General features: G+C 41.8%; 14 protein-coding genes. 8 read left to right on the forward strand and 6 right to left on the reverse strand.

The window, feature by feature from the left end; translation table 11 throughout:
* Nucleotides 1-382: 382 nt before the first annotated feature.
* The 4 genes from ACW6QP_RS14780 to hpt form a co-directional block, all read right to left on the reverse strand.
* Nucleotides 383-904, reverse strand: a complete 522-nt coding sequence (locus tag ACW6QP_RS14780) for a DUF4136 domain-containing protein (RefSeq protein WP_457911649.1) — start codon at nt 902-904, stop codon at nt 383-385.
* A 70-nt stretch (nt 905-974) separates the two neighbouring features.
* The gene (obgE, locus tag ACW6QP_RS14785) at nt 975-1,982 is read right to left on the reverse strand and encodes a GTPase ObgE (protein WP_457911650.1); all 1,008 of its coding nucleotides are present in this window, start codon (nt 1,980-1,982) and stop codon (nt 975-977) included.
* Between the two features lie 24 nt (nt 1,983-2,006).
* Nucleotides 2,007-2,600: an adenylate kinase gene (locus ACW6QP_RS14790; RefSeq protein ID WP_457911651.1), complete on the reverse strand. Its 594-nt coding sequence runs from the start codon at nt 2,598-2,600 to the stop codon at nt 2,007-2,009.
* 1 nt (nt 2,601) lies between these two features.
* Complete coding sequence (gene hpt / locus ACW6QP_RS14795) at nt 2,602-3,132, reverse strand: hypoxanthine phosphoribosyltransferase (RefSeq protein ID WP_457911652.1); 531 nt, start codon at nt 3,130-3,132, stop codon at nt 2,602-2,604.
* Between the two features lie 123 nt (nt 3,133-3,255).
* On the opposite strand from hpt, the gene ACW6QP_RS14800 reads away from it, so the two are divergent.
* The 5 genes from ACW6QP_RS14800 to ACW6QP_RS14820 all read left to right on the forward strand — a co-directional run bounded on the left by ACW6QP_RS14800 (nt 3,256) and on the right by ACW6QP_RS14820 (nt 8,161).
* Nucleotides 3,256-4,416: a 5-(carboxyamino)imidazole ribonucleotide synthase gene (locus tag ACW6QP_RS14800; protein WP_457911653.1), complete on the forward strand. Its 1,161-nt coding sequence runs from the start codon at nt 3,256-3,258 to the stop codon at nt 4,414-4,416.
* Between the two features lie 10 nt (nt 4,417-4,426).
* Nucleotides 4,427-4,921, forward strand: a complete 495-nt coding sequence (purE, locus tag ACW6QP_RS14805; protein WP_457911654.1) for a 5-(carboxyamino)imidazole ribonucleotide mutase — start codon at nt 4,427-4,429, stop codon at nt 4,919-4,921.
* A 208-nt stretch (nt 4,922-5,129) separates the two neighbouring features.
* Nucleotides 5,130-7,154, forward strand: a complete 2,025-nt coding sequence (locus ACW6QP_RS14810) for a M3 family metallopeptidase (RefSeq protein WP_457911655.1) — start codon at nt 5,130-5,132, stop codon at nt 7,152-7,154.
* A 190-nt stretch (nt 7,155-7,344) separates the two neighbouring features.
* Nucleotides 7,345-7,896 (forward strand): sigma-70 family RNA polymerase sigma factor, encoded by a 552-nt coding sequence (locus ACW6QP_RS14815; RefSeq protein ID WP_457911656.1) that lies wholly within the window; start codon nt 7,345-7,347, stop codon nt 7,894-7,896.
* A gap of 1 nt (nt 7,897) precedes the next feature.
* Nucleotides 7,898-8,161 (forward strand): hypothetical protein, encoded by a 264-nt coding sequence (locus ACW6QP_RS14820; protein ID WP_457911657.1) that lies wholly within the window; start codon nt 7,898-7,900, stop codon nt 8,159-8,161.
* On the opposite strand, the gene ACW6QP_RS14825 is transcribed toward ACW6QP_RS14820, so the two are convergent.
* Nucleotides 8,139-8,966 carry a hypothetical protein gene (locus ACW6QP_RS14825; protein WP_457911658.1) on the reverse strand — a complete coding sequence of 276 codons (828 nt, stop codon included), beginning with the start codon at nt 8,964-8,966 and terminating at the stop codon, nt 8,139-8,141. The two genes, ACW6QP_RS14820 and ACW6QP_RS14825, sit on opposite strands and share 23 nt — an antisense overlap.
* A gap of 129 nt (nt 8,967-9,095) precedes the next feature.
* Between ACW6QP_RS14825 and gcvP the strand changes: the two genes are divergently transcribed.
* The 3 genes from gcvP to ACW6QP_RS14840 all read left to right on the forward strand — a co-directional run bounded on the left by gcvP (nt 9,096) and on the right by ACW6QP_RS14840 (nt 14,014).
* Nucleotides 9,096-11,945 (forward strand): aminomethyl-transferring glycine dehydrogenase, encoded by a 2,850-nt coding sequence (gene gcvP, locus ACW6QP_RS14830; RefSeq protein ID WP_457911659.1) that lies wholly within the window; start codon nt 9,096-9,098, stop codon nt 11,943-11,945.
* Between the two features lie 127 nt (nt 11,946-12,072).
* On the forward strand, nt 12,073-13,131 hold the full coding sequence (locus ACW6QP_RS14835; protein ID WP_457911660.1) for a 3-oxoacyl-ACP synthase III family protein: 1,059 nt from the start codon (nt 12,073-12,075) through the stop codon (nt 13,129-13,131).
* 34 nt (nt 13,132-13,165) lie between these two features.
* A complete protein-coding gene (locus ACW6QP_RS14840) occupies nt 13,166-14,014 on the forward strand; it encodes a glycosyltransferase (protein WP_457911661.1) in 849 nt (282 codons plus the stop codon).
* Here the strand turns inward: ACW6QP_RS14840 and pafA are convergent, their stop codons facing one another.
* Complete coding sequence (gene pafA / locus ACW6QP_RS14845; protein ID WP_457911662.1) at nt 14,015-15,649, reverse strand: alkaline phosphatase PafA; 1,635 nt, start codon at nt 15,647-15,649, stop codon at nt 14,015-14,017.
* Nucleotides 15,650-15,652 lie beyond the last annotated feature (3 nt).

Consider the following 15,652-nt stretch of genomic DNA (forward strand, 5'->3'; position numbering starts at 1 on the left):
TAACCTCAAAAAGTTCACTCTAGTATAGTGAGTAGGAACATCCTATTAACTTTTAACCCATAACGAATAACGAAAACCAAAACATTCCAAAGTTACCTAAAGCAAGAATAAAAAAAACCGTCTAAAAAAATAGCTTTTTAGACGGCCTCTTTTATGCTTCGATTTTAAGAACTTTCATTACCTCCTGAGGCTACAACTCCCTGGCTCTTATAAAGGGGGCGTCTATAGCTTAAAATCCTGCTCTGTGGGGAAATCTATAAGTCCCTTAACTCCACTCCTTCTTCAGCAAAGTAGCCTGGCTATATGCAGTTGGGTGCAACTGGTAAAAAACAAAGGCCCGGAATAAATCCCAGGCCTTTGTTTTTATTTATAATTGAAAATCTTATCGGGGCGGATAACCTTCCAGGGCTTTCTGTATAACCTTATCGATTAAAGCCTGTCTGTCTTCGGGGCTTTGGTTTTGGTTCATTTGAATTTCAACAACTGCCTGCCACACCAAAGAGTCTTCAATTACATCTACAAAATCAAAAGTGAATTGCATAATGGTTTCGGGGCCACCTACTGGAATTCCTCCAGAAACCCCTACCCCAACATTTCGGCTGCCGCCACCTACTCCAACTCCAATATTGCTACGGGAGGCATTATCCCTAAATTGGTCGGTATAGACATTTACATAAATTTGAGGTTCATCACTAAGGTTCAATCCTTTTTCCTGTAACTGTCGTTGCAGGCTGTTTTTGAGCCTTTTTTCATCCAGCTCACTTAACCCACTTTGAAATTCGGGGAAATAGGCGTAGGTATTATAACCTCTGAAGTTTATCTCTGGATCGAAATCATAAACTGCCCGGGGAGCATTACAGCCCACTAAAAGCAGGCCGATTATGATGTATTTTGAAATTTTCATAATATTGATTTTTCCGTTGCATCTTAAAATTACAGAAAAATCAGTGCTATGATGTAGGGATTAACAAGATTTAAACACGCTGTTTATTAAGCATTTCCCACAACCTGTCTTTTAATTCCTGAAGACCCTGTTGCGCTACTGAAGAAATAAAAATATAGGGAGCTCCTAGCCGGCTGTCAAGATCGCTCTTTAATTCGGCCTTTAACTCATCATCCAGCATATCGCTTTTCGAGATAGCGATCAACCTGTCCTTATCCAGCATTTCCGGATTATAACGCCTTAATTCATCCAATAGAATTTCATATTGTTCAGGAATATCGGGTGCATCGGCAGGGATAAGAAACAACAATGTACTATTTCTTTCAATATGTCGAAGAAATCTATGCCCTATACCTTTTCCTTCCGCAGCACCTTCAATTATCCCGGGAATATCTGCAACCACAAAAGTTTGGAAATCCCGGTATTTAACAATTCCAAGATTAGGTTTTAGAGTGGTAAATTCGTAATCGGCTATTTTAGGTTTTGCCGCAGTTATTACTGAAAGTAAGGTAGATTTCCCGGCATTCGGGAAGCCCACCAGCCCCACATCGGCAAGCACTTTCAACTCTAAGGTAATATCTACCTCCTGCCCGTCGATTCCTGGCTGGGCATAGCGGGGCGTTTGATTGGTAGAACTTTTAAAATGCCAGTTCCCCAAACCTCCTTTCCCGCCTTCGGCTACGATTATCTCCTGCCCGTCTTCGGTAATTTCGTGAAGTATTTTTTGGGTGTCGGTATCCCTTATCACTGTACCCAGCGGCACTTCGATATATTCATCGCTACCGTCGGCTCCAGTACTGCGCTGCTTGGAACCGTTGCCGCCGTGTTCGGCTTTTATGTGTCTCTTAAACTTGAGGTGAAACAACGTCCAAAGGTTTTTATTGCCTTTAACGATTACGTGTCCGCCGCGACCACCGTCACCCCCATCGGGGCCACCTTTAGTGATGTATTTTTCACGGTGTAAGTGAGCCGAGCCCTTACCTCCTTTCCCGGAGGCAATGTGAATTTTAACGTAATCTACAAAATTACCTTCAGTCATATTGTTTCAATTTATAAGCGGGGCCTATTTTAAATTCTTTTCGCCAACCAGTGAATCTATCACCTGGCAAAGTCTTTCGGTAATTTCAGGAATGCTCCCTACCCCATCAACTCCATAATATTTATCCTGAGCTTTATAGAATTCTTTCAGAATAGCAGTTTCATCGTAATATACCTTAATACGCTTTCTAATTACGCTTTCATCGGCATCATCGGGACGACCTGAAGTTTTTCCGCGTTCCAGCAATCGCTGTACTAAAACCTCATCTTCAACCTCCAAAGCCACCATGGCGCTAATATCGGTGCCCTTGCTTTCCATTAGATTCTGAAGAGCGATGGCCTGAGCCTCGGTGCGTGGAAATCCGTCGAAAATGAAACCCTTACAGCCTTCGTTTTTTTCAACTTCGGCTTTTAGCATATCGATGGTCACCTCATCTGGCACCAGTTTTCCCTGGTCCATAAAAGATTTGGCGCTTAAGCCCAGGGCTGTTTCATTTTTGATGTTATACCTAAAGACATCTCCGGTAGAGATGTGAACCAGATCGTATTTCTCTTTTAAGAAAGCCGCCTGGGTTCCCTTTCCTGCTCCCGGAGGGCCAAATAAAACTATATTAGTCATCTTAATTTTCTTTGCGTTTAAATACTTCACGAAGATTTCTTCCAAGACCATCGTAGTCCAGGCCAAAACCTACTATAAATTTATCGGGAATTTCCATCCCCACATACTCTATCTTAAAATCTTTTTTATAAGCCTCGGGTTTAAAGAACAAACTCACCACTTTAAAATCGGCTACCTTTTCCTTCTCCAGAATTTGATAAATACTCTCCAAAGTATTCCCGGTATCTACGATATCTTCTATAAGTATAACCTTTCTTCCCTGTAGAGACTGAGTAAGCCCCATAAGGGTTTTTACATTTCCGGTGGTTTGAGTGCCTTCATAAGAGCCAAGCTTTACGAAACTCACCTCACAATCGCCATCAAACCTTTTGATCAATTCTGAAGCAAACATAAAAGCTCCATTTAAAACCCCAAGAAAAACCGGCACTTCACCTCTGTAATCTTCATTTAATTCTTTGGCCACTCGTTCTATTGCCCGGGTAATTTCTTCTTCAGAAAGATAAGGCTCAAATTCGAGATCGTGTAATTTCATAAGGCTTAAAAAATTTAAAGAGGCAAAGATAAGGAATCCTAAGGAGTATCCCCTTCCGATTTATGCCTGAAAAATAGGGCAATTGACCTTAAAAAATTATTTTTGCCTAAAGCCTTATTTACAATGACCAATTATTTCTCTTCCAGCTTTAAGCTTGGAATTTTAGGTGGCGGCCAGTTAGGCAAGATGCTGCTTTACGAAACCAGAAAATTCGACATCCACACTCACGTGCTGGATCCCAGCACCGAAGCCCCCAGCCGCATTGCCTGCAATCATTTTGAGCAGGGTGATTTAATGGATTATGAGACCGTGCTTAACTTCGGAAGAAAGGTAGATGTGCTCACCTTCGAAATTGAAGGGGTAAATATCAAAGCCTTGCGACAACTCGAAAAAGAAGGAATAAAAACCTGGCCTTCGGCTGAAACGCTTGAGAAAATTCAGAACAAGGCAACACAAAAGAAATTCTATTCCGAAAAAAATATACCTACTGCAAAGTTTGAAGTTTTTGAAAACAAGCAGGCATTGTTAAAGGCGGTAACTGAAGACAAAATAAATCTTCCTTTTGTTTGGAAAAGCGCCACCGGGGGTTACGATGGCAAAGGCGTGTCGGTCATTAAATCTGAAGCCGATTTAAATAAATTACCCGATGGAGAGTGCATAGCCGAAACTATGATTCCTTTCAAAAACGAGCTTGCTGTAATCGTGGCAAGAAGTGCTTCAGGGGAAGTGAAAACCTATCCTGTGGTAGAAATGGAGTTTCACCCTACGGCCAACCAGGTAGAATACGTAATCTGCCCGGCACGTATCGATGAAAAAGTTGCCGAAAAAGCAAGAAAATTAGCCGAGAAGGTATCCAGAACATTTGAACATGTGGGCCTGCTCGCCGTAGAGATGTTTCAAACCAAGGATGATGAAATCCTGGTAAACGAAGTAGCGCCACGACCTCATAACAGCGGACACTACAGTATAGAAGCCGGGTATACCAACCAGTTTGAACAACACCTGAGAGCTATTTTAGACCTGCCTTTGGGCAGTACCGAAAGCAAACTCGGCGGAATTATGGTAAACCTGGTTGGGGATAAAGACCATACCGGGGAGGTGGAGTATCAAAATATTTCAGAAATTTTAAAAATACCGGGGGTTAGCCCGCATATTTATGGCAAAAAAATCACCCGCCCGTTTCGAAAAATGGGCCACGTAACCATAGTTCATAAAGATTTATCTGAGGCTCGTAAACTAGCCGAAAAGGTTAAAAACACAATTAGGGTAATAAGCAAAAATTAAGCTTTACAATATGGGAAAAGTAGCAGTAATTATGGGCAGTACCAGCGATATGCCGGTAATGCAGGAGGCTATCGATATTTTAAAAGGTTTCGATGTAGAGGTTGAAGTAGATATTGTTTCAGCTCACCGAACCCCTGAAAAACTTTTTGATTTCAGTAAAAATGCTCACGAACGGGGTATTAAGGTTATTATCGCCGGGGCCGGTGGAGCGGCGCATCTACCGGGAATGGTGGCGTCTCTTAGTCCGCTGCCGGTAATTGGTGTACCGGTAAAATCCAGCAATTCTATAGATGGCTGGGATTCGGTATTGTCTATTTTGCAAATGCCGGGCGGAGTTCCCGTGGCTACAGTAGCATTAAATGGGGCTAAAAATGCAGGAATTTTGGCTGCTCAAATTATAGGCGCATCAGATAAATGCACCTTGAATAAAATTTTGGTCTATAAAGAAGGACTAAAACAAAAGGTGATTGAAGGCGCAGAAGAGGTAAAAAAGAATAATGTATAAAAAAAAGGAGCCACTTAAAGTGGCTCCCAGGGCGTAAGCTCTTAAATCTGTGCAAATAATTTATTAACCATTCTAAAATATTAATCCAGAAAAACTTCAAAAGTTACGCTTAAGATTTTGTGGAATCTTCAAGACCCAAAGATATACACTTTACTTAAAGATCAAAGCTTTTAAGTTAAAAAATGTTCGATAAACGTCAAAAAATAATATGAGAGAAGAAAATATATTGCTGAAGGATTTTGATACGGCACCTTTTTCAAAGATAAAAACCGAAGATTACAAACCCGCTATTATTCGAGCTATAGAATTGGCCAGGGCAGAAATAAATGCGATAACGCAAAACCCGGAAAAACCTAATTTTGAAAATACCATCGAAGCCCTGGAATTTTCGGGAGAAAAGCTGGATAGAATAACCAGTATTTTTTTCAATCTCAACTCGGCCGAGACCAATGAAGAAATCCAGAAAGTTGCCCAGGAGGTCTCTCCCCTGCTATCTGAATTTAGAAATGACATTATTCTAAACGAAGACCTCTTTAAGCGCATTAAAACTGTGTTTGAACAAAAAGAACAACTTGATCTAAATGTGGAACAAAGCACACTTCTGGATCGTAAATTCAAGGCTTTTTCCCGTAACGGCGCCAACCTCCCAAAAGAAAAACAGCAGGAATTACGGGACATAGACAAGAAATTGTCTTCCCTAAGCCTGAAATTCGGAGAAAACGTGCTGGCCGAAACCAATAAATTCGAACTGCATATCACCGATGAAAATGAACTCGAAGGGCTACCCGAAAGCTTCAAAGAAGAAGCTAAAACTGTAGCCGAAAGCAGGCAAAAGGAAGGATGGGTTTTTACGCTGGAATACCCCAGTTACATTCCTTTTATGAAATATGTGAAAAACAGAGAACTTCGCAAAACAATGGCCCTGGCCTTTGGCGCGAAAGCATTTCATGGTGATGAGCTCGACAACCGTGAAAACGTATTGGAAATTGTGAAATTGAGATACAAACGCGCCGGCTTATTAGGTTTTGATACTCACGCTCATTTTGTATTGCAGGAGCGAATGGCCGAAACCCCCGAAAAAGTTAGCGAATTTTTACAGGAATTATTGGTAAAAGCCAAACCGGCCGCCCAAAGAGAGTTTTCTCAATTGGAGCAATTTGCCAAAGACCTCGACGGTATAGATCGTTTAGAAAAATGGGATGCTGCCTATTATGGAGAGAAACTTAAGCAAAAGTTGTTCGACCTGGATGATGAAAAACTTAAACCCTATTTTAAACTGGAAAATGTAATTCAGGGGGTTTTTGATATTTCGGGCAGGTTATATGGGTTGAAATTTGAAGAACGCCACGACATCGATAAGTATCACGAAGATGTAAAAACCTATAAAGTTAGCGATGATTCGGGAAAAGAACTGGCAATTTTTTATGCCGATTTCCACCCGCGTCCCGGCAAGCGTGATGGCGCCTGGATGACCGGGTATAAACCTCAATATCTAAAAGACAATAAAGAAGAAAGACCGCATATTTCGATTGTTTGCAATTTTACCAAACCTTCTAAAACCCAACCTTCTTTATTAACTTTTAATGAGGTAACTACCTTATTTCACGAGTTTGGGCACGCCCTGCATGGGATGCTGGCCAACACCACCTACCCCAGCCTTTCGGGAGCCAATGTATATTGGGATTTTGTAGAATTACCCAGCCAGGTACTGGAAAACTGGTGTTACGAAAAGGAAGCCCTGGAGTTATTCGCCAGGCATTATAAAACCGGTGAAGTTATTCCTATGGAACTTGTTCAAAAAATCAAAGAATCGGCTAATTTCCAGGAAGGAATGGCTACGCTGCGCCAGTTGAGTTTTGGAATGCTGGATCTAAGCTGGCACGCGATAGATCCTTCAGAAATCACCGATGTAAAAACCCACGAAACACGGGCTTTTGAACCTACCCGGCTCTATCCCGAAGTAGCCGAAAATTGTATGAGCACTGCCTTTTCGCATATCTTCCAGGGTGGGTACTCGGCCGGATATTATTCCTATAAATGGGCCGAAGTTCTCGATGCCGACAGTTTTGAGTATTTTCAGGAAAACGGCATTTTCAATAAGGAGATCGCGCAAAAATTCAGAGATCATATTCTATCCCGTGGTGGAACCGAACATCCTATGGTGTTGTATAAACGCTTCCGCGGAAAAGAACCCAAACCCGACGCCCTTCTTAAACGGGCCGGCCTGGTCTAAACAATTATTCTGAAGCCTCCGAAATTTAAATTCCGGGGGCTTCTTTAATATAAGCCCTAAAACTTATGTTTTTTATAACTTTGAGAGATTGCTTTTTTGCTAAATTTATAATGAGCAAGATTTGTCCTTTAGCCCCATTGTAGCATTAACCTGTACCTAAACCCCCGGGTAATTTAATACCCCAGATAATATGCGAGTTCACCAACTAGACCCTAACAAGTGGGTAGAAAAATATGCCGATTATCTGTTTAATTTCGCGATTGCCCGTGTGAACGATCGTGAGGTGGCTAAAGATTTGGTTTCCGAAACCTTCCTGGCGGGATTAAATTCGGCTGCAAATTTTGAAGGTAAGGCTACTGAACGCACCTGGCTGGTATCGATTTTAAAGAGAAAAATAATTGACCATTATCGCAAGATCAATTCGCAAAAAGGCCAGGCTGAAGTAAAAATTAATTATGGCGATGCCGAAAATGATGGAGATTGGCTAGAAGAACAGGTTGCCGATGTATTTGATCGCACCGCTGAAGATGAAATGGAAAACACCGAGTTAGGCCTGGCTATACTCGAATGCCTGGACACGATAAATGAAAAGCATGCCGCGATTTTTAAGATGAAAACTATAGATGAGGCCGAAACTGAAGCCGTATGTAATGAATTTAATATAAGCCCGTCTAACCTCTGGGTTATTATACACCGGGCCCGAACAGCCCTTGCGGCCTGTCTCGAAAAAAAATGGTTCTGATATGCAGAAAAAAACATCGCTTTCTTCAAAATGTAAACGATCTCAAAACTGTTGCGATAAAAGTCAATACAGAGAAGCCAGCTTAAGAGAAAAGTTCAGAATGTTGCTTCATTTATCTTATTGCCACAGCTGTAGACATTACACCGTTACTAATACCAGGCTTACCTACCTGCTTAGAAAAGCGAAAATTAAAACCTGTACCAAAGCTGAAAAGGAGAATTTTCAGCAGCAAATCCAGGACTTTATGGCAAGAAAAAATAGTTAGTTACCAGCCATAGCAATAACCAAAGTATTGGTAAGGCTTCAACCCAGAACGAAGCAAAATATTTGCTTTGATCCTTTTCTGAATTTATTAAAAACATCCCGGCAGCAATACAAACTATTAAAACGGGAAGAAAATTGAGAACCTGAAAGCCGTTCAAAATCTCCAGAATTAGAATCAAAATCAGCAAAAAACTTCCCAATAGCTTTGTTTTTTTAATTCCGAATTGTTGCGGGAGTGTCCCCAGTCCGGTTTCATCATAAGCTAAATCCCTAATTTCAAAAGGCAGCGTAATCACCAAAACAAAGATCATTTTTTGAAAAAAATCGAGTGCCAGCGTAGTTATTGAAATTTCAGGAAAAGATGCAAAAAATGGCAATAACACCACCACTCCTCCCCAAACCAGAGAAATAATAAAAATCTTTAAGCCGGCAAGACTGCGTAAATTATTTCCTTTAAATACCGGCAAAGCATAAAGTAGGGTAAGCAGGCCCAGAAACCCTGAAGCTAATATCACCGAAAAATCCTGCTGAAAGGCAAACCCAATCAAAGCCAAAAAGCTAAAAAACGAGAAAATTTGAATGAGCCTGAGGTTCCTGGCCAGACTTTTATGGTGCAGGCCGGCGACTTCGGCATACTTTACAAAATTATACCCGGTTATGCTTCCGAAGAAAATAAAGCAAAGCAATTTAAAATCTACTTCAAGATTGAATTCCAGAAAAAACAAACAGGCCAGCGAAACCACCGCCAGGGCCACGTGCATACTGCTGTTAATGTAGAAATTAAAAAGGCTTTTAAGAAATTTCATACAACGAAAATACGCAATCGAAAAACACCAATTTTTCCAATCTAAAATCTTAACAGTCTAAAGGCTTAAATAGTAAAAATTTACGTTTAAAATATGTAATTTCGCAGCACAAAACACAACACCATTTTAATGAGAACAGATTCTTTCGCGCTTCGCCATATTGGCCCTAAAGACAGCAATCTCCAGGAGATGCTTCAAACCATAGGCGTAGACACTCTCGAACAATTAATATACGAAACCATCCCCGACGATATCAGGTTAAAATCACCCTTAAACCTTGAGCCGGCTTTAAGCGAAAATCAATATGCCGAACATATTGGAAAACTGGCCGCTAAAAACAAGGTTTTTAAAACTTATATCGGTTTAGGTTACCATCAGGCAATTTTACCTGCGGTGATTCAGCGTAATATTTTGGAAAATCCGGGTTGGTACACGGCTTATACTCCTTACCAGGCTGAGATCGCCCAGGGTCGTTTGGAAGCCCTGTTGAATTTTCAAACCATGGTAAGCGATCTTACCGGGATGGAAATCGCCAATGCTTCCCTGCTTGACGAATCTACCGCAGCTGCCGAGGCAATTGCCTTGCTTTACGCAGTTCGTAACAGAGATCAGAAAAAAAATGATGTAAATAAATTTTTTGTTTCTGAAGAGGTACTGCCTCAAAGTATAGACCTCATCAAAACCCGGGCTGAATCTCAGGGAATAGAGATCGTAGTTGGAAATCACGAAAATTTTGATTTTTCTGAAAGCTTTTTTGGAGCCTTGCTTCAGTACCCCGGCAAAACCGGACAGGTTTATGACTATGCCGCTTTTGTCGAAAACTGCAATAATGCAGGAATTAAAGTTGCCGTAGCAGCCGATATTTTAAGCCTTGTGAAATTACAGGCACCCGGAGAACTTGGGGTAGATGTGGTGGTAGGTACCACCCAGCGATTTGGAATTCCGCTTGGTTATGGCGGGCCTCACGCGGCTTATTTTGCCACCAAAGAAGAATATAAAAGAAACCTGCCAGGTCGTATTATTGGAGTAACCAAAGACCTTGACGGGAATCGTGCTCTAAGAATGGCCCTGCAAACCAGGGAGCAACATATTAAACGCGATAAGGCGACATCAAATATCTGTACCGCCCAGGTGCTTTTAGCCGTTATGGCAGGAATGTATGCCGTATACCACGGACCTAACGGACTAAAATACATAGCCGACACAGTACACGCCTCTGCGGTAAGTCTTGAGAAGGCTTTAAAGGAACTTGGTTTTGAGCAGCTTAATTCAGCCTATTTTGATACGCTTCAGGTGAAGGTTGATGCCGGGAAATTGAAAAAACTGGCTGAAGCCAATGAAATCAATTTCTATTACCCCGATGCTGAAACTGCACTTATTTCGCTGAACGAGACCACAACCCTAGAGGATCTTAATGCTATAATTTCAGTTTTTACTGAATTGTCTTCAAAGACTTCAGAAGAATTAAAAGCCTTAAGTGAGGAAGAGAAAATTCCTGCTCGATTGGCAAGAAAAACCGAATTCATGACGCATCCGGTTTTCAATTCGTATCATTCAGAAACCGAATTGATGCGATATATCAAAAAGCTGGAGCGCAAGGATCTTTCCCTAAATCATTCCATGATCTCTTTGGGGTCCTGCACAATGAAACTAAACGCCGCTTCAGAAATGTTGCCTTTAAGTAATCCGCAGTGGGGAAATATTCACCCATTTGTACCGGTAGAACAGGCAGAAGGTTACCAGATCGTTTTAAAGAAACTTGAAGAGCAACTTACCGAAATCACCGGATTTACCGCAACCTCGCTTCAGCCAAATTCTGGAGCACAGGGAGAATATGCCGGTTTGATGGTGATTAGAGCGTATCACGAATCTAGAGGCGAAGCTCATAGAAATATCTGCCTGATTCCCTCCTCGGCTCACGGGACCAATCCTGCTTCAGCTGTAATGGCGGGAATGAAGGTAGTGGTGACCAAGGCTTCAGAAAACGGAAATATAGACGTAGACGACCTTAGAGAAAAGGCTATCAAGTACAAAGATAATCTTGCAGCTTTAATGGTTACTTATCCTTCAACTCACGGAGTATTTGAATCGGCCATTAAGGAAATTACCAAGATTATTCACGACAACGGAGGCCAGGTTTATATGGATGGTGCCAATATGAATGCCCAGGTAGGCCTTACCAACCCCGGTGTGATTGGAGCCGATGTTTGTCACCTCAACCTGCATAAAACCTTTGCTATTCCTCACGGAGGTGGAGGCCCGGGAGTAGGCCCTATTTGTGTGGCCAGCCAATTGGCTCCTTTCCTTCCCGGAAACCCGGTGATTAAAACCGGCGGAGAAAATGCCATCGGAGCGATTTCTTCAGCTCCCTGGGGTTCGTCTTTGGTATGTTTGATTTCTTACGGATACATAAAAATGCTTGGAAGCAAAGGTCTTCAAAAAGCGACCGAATATGCCATCCTGAATGCAAATTATATCAAGGAAAGACTGAAGGAACATTACAAAACCCTTTACTCGGGGGAGCGTGGAAGAGCAGCTCACGAAATGATTCTGGATTGCCGTCCTTTTAAAGCTAAGGGAATTGAAGTGGTAGATATCGCTAAACGACTTATAGATTATGGTTTCCACGCGCCTACGGTTTCTTTCCCGGTTGCCGGAACCATGATGATAGAGCCTACCGAAAGTGAAAGCAAAGCCGAACTTGACAGATTCTGCGATGCGCTGATTTCAATTCGACAGGAAATTTATGAAATCGAAGAAGGAGATGAGGAAAATGTGCTTAAAAACGCCCCTCATACCATTCATATGTTAACCGCAAATGAGTGGAAGTTCCCTTACAGCAGGCAAAAGGCTGCTTATCCTATAGAGTATCTTGAAGATAATAAATTCTGGCCAACAGTACGCCGGGTAGATGAAGCCTTTGGAGACCGAAATCTCATGTGCTCCTGCCCCCCGCTGGAAGAATATATGGAAGCTTAATTCCTTAAGGCGGAACCTCGGGTTCCGCCTTTTTTATATTTGAGATTTTCGAAAATTAAATTTCGATTAGAAGGCTTTTTTCAGGCATTTTAGTATTTTAGTTATTATTATAAAGCGTCCTAAAGCTATGAGCATAAGAATAAGTGGAACAGGGAGTTATATTCCGAATGTTATTACTAAAAATTCAGATTTTCAGCAGCACGAGTTTTTGAATATTGATGGCACGGGATTTCCGCACGATAATAAAACCACCATCGAGAAATTCAAGGCTATTACCGGCATTGAAGAAAGGCGCTATATTGAAGAAAATTTAAACACCTCAGATATTGCGACCCTGGCGGCTCAAAGCGCGATAAAAGACTCCAATATCGATCCTGAAACCCTTGATTACATCATCGTGGCACATAACTATGGCGATGTTAAGGCAGGGAATCTACAGAGTGATACCGTACCGAGTTTGGCAACCCGTGTGAAATATAATTTACGAATTAAAAATCCGCGGTGTGTTTGTTATGATGTGCTTTTTGGTTGCCCGGGCTGGATTGAGGGAATGATTCAGGCGCAGGCTTTTATCAAAGCCGGTATGGCCAAAAAATGCCTGGTGATTGGTGCCGAAGCGCTTTCGCGCGTGGTAGATCATCACGACAGGGATTCGATGATTTTTTCTGATGGTGCCGGAGCAGCGGTTTTGGAAGTTTCTGAAGAAGCCGGGGGTATCCTGGCGCACGAAACTGCCACTTACAGTTTTAGCGAAGCCAATTATATTTACTTCGGAAAATCGAATAATTCAGGAGCGCCAAAAGATATTCGATATATAAAAATGAATGGTCGCAAGATCTATGAATTCGCTTTGAGCCAGGTGCCGGCGGCGATGAAATCCTGCCTGGAAAAAAGCGGCAAGGACATTGGCGACCTAAAAAAGATTTTTATTCATCAGGCCAACGAAAAGATGGATGATGCTATCATTAAGCGTTTTTACCGAATGTTTAAGCAGCCGGTTCCCGATAAAGTTATGCCTATGACCATTCAGGAATTGGGCAACAGCAGTGTTGCTACAGTACCCACACTCTTTGATTTAGTGAGAAAAAATAAGATCGCCGATCAACACCTGGAAAAGGAAGATGTGGTTATGTTTGCCAGCGTTGGCGCCGGGATGAATATCAATGCCATAGTATACCAGTATTGATTATCTTGCCCAGTGAATTAAAAACCCGGCCAGATTGAAGTTTTATATCGTAATTCCCGCGCATAACGAAGCTGAATTTATTGGAAAAACGCTAACTTCTTTATGCCAACAAACTTTACTGCCGGCCCGTATCGTAGTGGTAGACGACAATTCTAATGATGCCACCACACAAATAACGCAGCAATTTTCAGAAAAGTATGCCTTTGTTTCTTTGGTTAAATCTCAAAGCGACGACCAGCATTTGCCCGGCAGCAAGGTTATTCGGGCATTTCATCTCGGTTTAGAAAGGCTGGATGAAAACTATGATATCATCTGCAAATTCGATGCAGACCTTATTTTCCCTCAAAATTATCTTCAAAAACTTGCTGAGCATTTTACTGCCGATCCTAAAATTGGGATGGCAGGTGGCTTTTGCAGCATCGAGAAGAATAATACCTGGGAGATAGAAAATCTAACCGGAAAAGATCATATTCGCGGGGCTCTTAAAGCTTACAGAAAACAGTGTTTCCTGGACATAGGTGAACTAAAACCGGCTATGGGCTGGGATACTGTAGATGAGTTGCTGGCAGTTTATCACGGCTGGAAAATCAAAACCGACCCCAGGCTATTGGTAAAGCATCTAAAACCTACCGGGGCCACCTATCAAAATTCTTCAGGAGAAAAGCAGGGAGCGGCCTTTTACAGTCTTAGATACAGATTTCTAATCACATTGATAGCCTCGTTAAAGCTGGCCTTTAAAAAAGGAAAACCAGGGCTTACAATAGATTACCTTAAGGGATATTTTAAGGCTAAAAAACAAAAACGACCCTTTCTGGTATCAGCAGAAGAAGGCCGTTTTATAAGAAACCTGCGTTGGAAAAAAATGGCAGGAAAACTATTTTAATTATTCGCTCAACATAACATCTAATGGTCGCCCGGTGGCACCACTGGGAAAAGAAATTCCTAATAAAGCCGATATAGTTGGGGCGATATCGGGAATTTCTGAACGTTGGTAGGTACTCCCCTGCTTTATCCCGGCGCCAAAAAACAATAAAGGAGCGTGGGTATCGTAAGTTAATCCGCTGCCATGGGTTGAACCGGTTTTTGAATAAACGATCGTAGCCGGGTTTACCACGAAAACCACATCTCCGCTTCGCCTTTGATGCCAGCCGTTTTGCAGAGAGGTTTCTATACTGTTATTAAAACTTCCCGACATAAGCTGGCTTCGGGTAATCACTTTGTCTATTTGATTTTGCTTTAAAATATAAGCCGCTACCGCATCTTCCAGGTCTCTCTGGGCGATTTCAGCCTTTTTCATATTCTCATAGTTGAAGAAAACCTGTCCATTAGAAATATGCTTTATCAATTCTTCAGTCTTAAAATCTTCAGCAATAAAACTTTTAAGGCTATCATTAAACGCGGTATCGTCAAAAAGACCACCGGGAATCTTTAAAGATTGTAAGTAGGCCGGTACATCTACCGCACCGTGATCGGCGGTAAGAAAAACGGTGTATTCTCCCTCGCCAACCTTTTCATCGAGAAATTTCAGAAAATCGGCAATGTTTTGATCTAACCTCAAATAAGCATCCTGAACTTCTTTGGAATTCACTCCAAAATTATGGCCAATATAATCGGTGCTTGAGAAACTCAAGGTGAGGAAGTCGGTATCGTCATCCTGCCCTAATTGCTCGCCTTCAACAGCTGCTTTCGCAAATTCTGTAGTTAAATCATTTCCAAAGGGGGTGATTTTTATGATCTCATAATTTCCGTTTTTTCCTTTTAGCTTTTTGAGGTCATAAGGGAAATCGGCTGTTTCCTTGCCCGCAAATCCGCCTTCAAACTCGTTAAGATCAGAACCGCTTTCTTTATAGGTTTCAATATCATACAAGGTATTCCAGGTTTTGAAATAGGAATCGGCTTTTCCAGATTTATTGAAATCTTTCACCCACTGTGGTAAATCGTTCATATACCAGGAGCTGGTAATCCATTTCCCCTCATTTTTTCCGTGAAACCAATAGGCGGCATTTGCGGTATGCCCTGCAGGAAGAATAGAACCCCGGTCTTTAAGGGCAACCCCTATAGTTTTTCCGCGCATTTGGGTAAAAAGGCGATTCTCATCGGCTACGCTGGTGGTTTTCATTCTATGGGGTGACATTTTTCCTGCTTTATCTTTTGTTCCCACAGGAGTTACCTCATCATCACCGGCGCAATAAACCCATTCATCGGTAAACTTATCGAACCAGCCATTTCCTATAATCCCGTGGTTCATAGGGCTGGTGCCAGACCAAACAGAAGCGTGTCCCGGCCCGGTGTAGGTTGGAACATAATTAAAATGATTATTCTTAAAGTTAAAGCCCTGGTTGATCATGCGTTTAAAACCTTCATCCCCGTACCTATCCCAGAACCGGGTTAGATAATCGTATCGCATTTGATCTACTACGATACCAACCACGAGCTTTGGCTTTTCATTAGATTGAGTTTGAGCCATTGCAGGTATAAAAAACAGGCCAAGGATTGCTAAAATAAATAAGCGTTTCATGTA

This window comes from Salegentibacter haimaensis, assembly GCF_054121495.1.

Bases quoted from the DNA above. Each gene is read 5' to 3' on its own strand.
- pafA (WP_457911662.1), bottom strand. From the start codon at position 15,649: ATGAAACGCTTATTTATTTTAGCAATCCTTGGCCTGTTTTTTATACCT.
- ACW6QP_RS14780 (WP_457911649.1), bottom strand. From the start codon at position 904: ATGAAAATTTCAAAATACATCATAATCGGCCTGCTTTTAGTGGGCTGT.
- obgE (WP_457911650.1), bottom strand. From the start codon at position 1,982: ATGACTGAAGGTAATTTTGTAGATTACGTTAAAATTCACATTGCCTCC.
- hpt (WP_457911652.1), bottom strand. From the start codon at position 3,132: ATGAAATTACACGATCTCGAATTTGAGCCTTATCTTTCTGAAGAAGAA.
- ACW6QP_RS14825 (WP_457911658.1), bottom strand. From the start codon at position 8,966: ATGAAATTTCTTAAAAGCCTTTTTAATTTCTACATTAACAGCAGTATG.
- ACW6QP_RS14800 (WP_457911653.1), top strand. From the start codon at position 3,256: ATGACCAATTATTTCTCTTCCAGCTTTAAGCTTGGAATTTTAGGTGGC.
- gcvP (WP_457911659.1), top strand. From the start codon at position 9,096: ATGAGAACAGATTCTTTCGCGCTTCGCCATATTGGCCCTAAAGACAGC.
- ACW6QP_RS14810 (WP_457911655.1), top strand. From the start codon at position 5,130: ATGAGAGAAGAAAATATATTGCTGAAGGATTTTGATACGGCACCTTTT.
- ACW6QP_RS14820 (WP_457911657.1), top strand. From the start codon at position 7,898: ATGCAGAAAAAAACATCGCTTTCTTCAAAATGTAAACGATCTCAAAAC.
- ACW6QP_RS14835 (WP_457911660.1), top strand. From the start codon at position 12,073: ATGAGCATAAGAATAAGTGGAACAGGGAGTTATATTCCGAATGTTATT.
- ACW6QP_RS14815 (WP_457911656.1), top strand. From the start codon at position 7,345: ATGCGAGTTCACCAACTAGACCCTAACAAGTGGGTAGAAAAATATGCC.
- purE (WP_457911654.1), top strand. From the start codon at position 4,427: ATGGGAAAAGTAGCAGTAATTATGGGCAGTACCAGCGATATGCCGGTA.
- ACW6QP_RS14790 (WP_457911651.1), bottom strand. From the start codon at position 2,600: ATGACTAATATAGTTTTATTTGGCCCTCCGGGAGCAGGAAAGGGAACC.